Origin of the sequence: Bellilinea sp., from assembly GCF_034432615.1 — a bacterium.
In the GTDB taxonomy this organism is placed as follows: domain Bacteria; phylum Chloroflexota; class Anaerolineae; order Anaerolineales; family Anaerolineaceae; genus Bellilinea.
Genome location: NZ_DAOUBL010000050.1, coordinates 1 through 3,795 on the forward strand (window position 1 = coordinate 1; position 3,795 = coordinate 3,795).

General features: G+C 51.5%; 4 protein-coding genes. All 4 read left to right on the forward strand.

Annotated elements, in window-relative coordinates:
* Window positions 1-227 precede the first annotated feature (227 nt).
* Window positions 228-1,298, forward strand: coding sequence for a threonine synthase (thrC, locus tag VAE48_RS02905; protein ID WP_322791814.1), 1,071 nt, complete (start codon window positions 228-230; stop codon window positions 1,296-1,298).
* On the forward strand, window positions 1,291-2,190 hold the full coding sequence (gene thrB, locus VAE48_RS02910) for a homoserine kinase (RefSeq protein ID WP_322791815.1): 900 nt from the start codon (window positions 1,291-1,293) through the stop codon (window positions 2,188-2,190). Before thrC ends, thrB begins: the two co-directional genes overlap by 8 nt.
* A gap of 96 nt (window positions 2,191-2,286) precedes the next feature.
* Window positions 2,287-2,553: a 30S ribosomal protein S20 gene (rpsT, locus tag VAE48_RS02915; RefSeq protein WP_322791816.1), complete on the forward strand. Its 267-nt coding sequence runs from the start codon at window positions 2,287-2,289 to the stop codon at window positions 2,551-2,553.
* A gap of 136 nt (window positions 2,554-2,689) precedes the next feature.
* Window positions 2,690-3,795, forward strand: a 1,106-nt coding sequence (gene argS, locus VAE48_RS02920) for an arginine--tRNA ligase (RefSeq protein WP_322791817.1), incomplete at its 3' end; no start/stop codon positions are given.

Sequence of the window (3,795 nt, forward strand, 5' to 3'; positions counted from 1 at the left end):
CTTGCATGCAATACCAATCACCCCCACCTGCACCTCCCCCAAAATCGCGCCTGCGATTTTGGGGGAGGCGGGAGGTGGACGAGACTCGAAAGTTGATGTAAAAATGATTTATCCCGAATTGACGTTAAAATAAAATAACATCAACCCAAGTCATTGCGAACAGGACAATTACCCCGTCCTGTTCGCAATGATAGTGCGTTCTATAATTCTTTCTGGTTGAGGTCGTCTTGGAAACTTATCGTGGTGTCATCGAACGATATCGAGAATGGCTGGATGTTCCTGATCATCTTGAAGTGGTCAGTCTTCTGGAAGGGAATACACCTCTGATTCCCATGCCAGGGCTGGCAGAAGAACTGGGCGGCGGGTTTGAATTGTGGATTAAGTTCGAAGGAATGAACCCAACCGGTTCGTTCAAGGATCGTGGCATGACGGTAGCCATCAGTGAGGCAGTGGGGCGGGGAGTCAAGGCGGTAATCTGCGCTTCTACCGGCAACACGGCAGCCTCGGCAGCTGCTTATGCCTCCCGCGCCGGCCGGCGTGCCATTGTAATCATCCCACAAGGCAAGGTGGCAGCCGGAAAACTGGCCGGTGCAATTGCCTACGGTGCTGATGTGATTCAAATTGACGGTTCGTTTGATGATGCCTTGAATCTGGTGGTGGAAATCAGCCAGAAACACCCGATAGGACTGGTCAATTCGCTCAACCCTTACCGTTTGGAAGGTCAGAAAACTGCCGCATTTGAGATTGTTGACCTTCTCAACGGCGCGCCGGACTGGCTTTGCCTGCCGGTTGGCAATGCTGGAAACATCACCTCTTACTGGATGGGTTTTTGCCAGTATCATCAAGCCAAACAGAGCGGTTTACCAAAATTGTTGGGGGTGCAGGCCTGGGGTGCTGCCCCACTGGTTTTGGGGCATCCAGTTGAGCGTCCCGAAACGGTGGCAACGGCAATCCGGATTGGTCGCCCGGCGCGCGGGGAGCAAGCCCTGCAGGCAGCAGAAGAATCGGGTGGAAAAATCATTGCCGTAACGGATGAGCAAATCCTGCAAATGCAGCGTCGTCTGGCTTTGCACGGTGTATGGGTGGAACCCGCTTCGGCAGCTGGACTGGCGGGTCTGGCTCAGGAGATTTATCAAAAGCAGATTAACCTGAAAGGCAAGCGGGTTGTTGCTGTTTGTACGGGGCATGGGTTGAAGGACCCGGACATTATCGTCAGGCAATTCAGCAGCCCGAAAATTGTGCAACCGGATATGGGCCAATTGGAAGAGATTATATTAGGGGAGGAAAACCATGAATGAGCTGGTCGTAACGGTTCCCGCCACATCGGCCAACCTGGGTCCGGGTTTCGATTGTTTAGGGCTGGCGTTGGATTTGTGGAACACCACCACCTTTCGGATCGGAGGGGATGGAATCCAGGTATGTGTGAAGGGGGAGGGCGCCGGGCAATTACCGGAAGATTCGGGCAATCTGGTGGTGCAAGCTTTTACGGCGCTTTACGTGCGTCGCGAGGCAACCATGCCGCGCGATTTACAAATTGAATGCCATAACCTCATTCCATTGAGTTCGGGATTGGGATCAAGCACGGCAGCGATATTGACGGGCCTGATTGCTGCCAATTTCTTCCTGGGGCAGCCGCTCAGTAAATTAGACTTGCTGCGCATGACGATTGACATCGAAGGCCATGCCGATAATGCGGCAGCGGCTTTGTTCGGTGGTTTGGTGCTGGTGGCGGCCGATGTTCATCCTCCTGTTGTTCGGCCTTACCCTTTACCAGCGTTAAACGTTGTGGCGGTTGTTCCAGAAGTACGGCTGCCTACCCGTGAGGCGCGTGCCGCACTGCCGGAAAAAATTGTTCGCGCTGATGCCATTTTTAACCTCAATCGTCTTGCGCTGCTGATTGATGCGCTGCGCGAAGGTGACCGGCGCTTACTGTTGACCGCCATGGATGATCGAATCCACCAGCCTTATCGTTTTCCCCTAATCCCCGGCAGTCATGCTGCCGTACTGGCTGCGCGTGAGCTCGGGGCGGCGGCTGCTTTATCTGGCGCTGGACCGAGTGTGATTGCCTTTGCCAATGACAATGCTTATGCGGTTGCGAATGCCATTCAGGCGGCCTTTCGGAATGCTGGCGTTAACACCCGCTGCTATCACTTTACTCCAACCATGCAGGCAGCTCGTTGGTATGGATGAAAATGGATGATCCGCAAATTTTTTCTGGACAAAACCGCATCTTTCGAGTAAAATTGGGCTTCGCAATGGATTGAACGTTTTTTTGGAGGAAGTAATTTGGCTAACATCAAGTCACAAATCAAGCGCAATAAGCAAAACGAAAAACGCCGGCTGCGCAACCGCTTTTTCCGCGGTGCAGCCCGTAAAGCCATTTCCAAAGCTCGGGTGGCAATTGACACCGGTGAGACTCCCGAAGCCCGCGAGGCGGTCATTCTGGCAGTCAAAGCACTGGATAAGGCTGCTGAAAAAGGTGTGATTCATAAAAACAATGCCGCCCGCCGCAAAAGCCGCTTGATGAAGCGCCTGGCTGCTCTCAACAAGTAAAACCACGATTCTTTATGATAATATATCCATAGCGGGAGGCATGTCTCCCGCTTTTGATTTTCTTTCACCAATGCAAAAGATGGGCGTGTTATAATTCTTTCGTTCATTCCGGCATCTTTCTTTCAAGGGTTTAAGCATGTTCGAAAGAGAACAGCAAGCAATTACGCAAAAAATTAAAACCTTCTGTCGGGAAAATCAACTACCTGAGGTGGAATTTCAATGGAAGTGGATTCCATTCAGTGGTCACTGGGGTATATCCACTTCCTTTTTTCAATTAGCTGCTCAGGAGGCACGGCAGGGAAAAAAGGTCAACGTCAATTCCCGTGCAGCTGAACTGGCCAGTCAGATTGCCGCCTATTTGGGAACACCGCAAGGTTTTGAAAAAGTTGAAGCGGTGAACGGCTATTTGAATATTTACTTTTTGCAAAGCACTTATGCAACCCAGGTCGTCAACACGGTACTGCAACAGGGAGAAAATTTTGGTAAGGGTGCACCCCGCAACGAGCGCGTGATGGTGGAATTTTCTCAGCCCAACACCCATAAGGCCTTTCATGTGGGGCATTTACGCAGTGCCATTTTGGGGGATGTCATCAGCCGCCTGCTGGATTTCGCCGGTTTTTCGGTGGTGCGCGCCAACTATCCCGGTGATATTGGTTTGCATGTCATCAAGTGGCTGTGGTGCTATATGAACTTTCACCGTGGAGAAAAACCTGCCAGTGATATTACCCGCTGGATGGGGGATATTTATGCCGAAGCCAATCGGCGACTGGAAGAAAAACCAGAACTGGAAAATGAAGTGCGTGCCCTGTATGCTCGTTGGGATCGGCGCGACCCTGAGGTGGTGGCTTTGTGGGAAGAAACACGCCAGTGGTCGCTCGATGGTTTTGAGGAGATTTACCGCCAGCTGGATATTCACTTTGACGTGTATTATTTCAACAGTCAGGTGGAACACCCCGGAAAAGAAATTGTCAATGAGTTGATTGCCAAAGGGATTGCGGTGGATGAACGCCCGGATGGCCCTGTGGTGGTCAAACTGGACGAATTACTGGGATTAAAAACAGAAAAGTACCGGGTTCTTGTGGTGCTGCGTTCAGACAACACCGCCCTTTACGCTACCGAAGATCTGGCGCTGGCGAAAAAGAAATTCAGTGACTATCCCGACTTAAGCCGCTCATATTATGTGGTGGATGTACGTCAATCCTTACACTTCCAGCAGGTTTTCAAAACGCTGGAACTGGCCGG

Coding starts and splice junctions, on each gene's coding strand:
- thrB (WP_322791815.1), top strand. CDS start 1,291: ATGAATGAGCTGGTCGTAACGGTTCCCGCCACATCGGCCAACCTGGGT.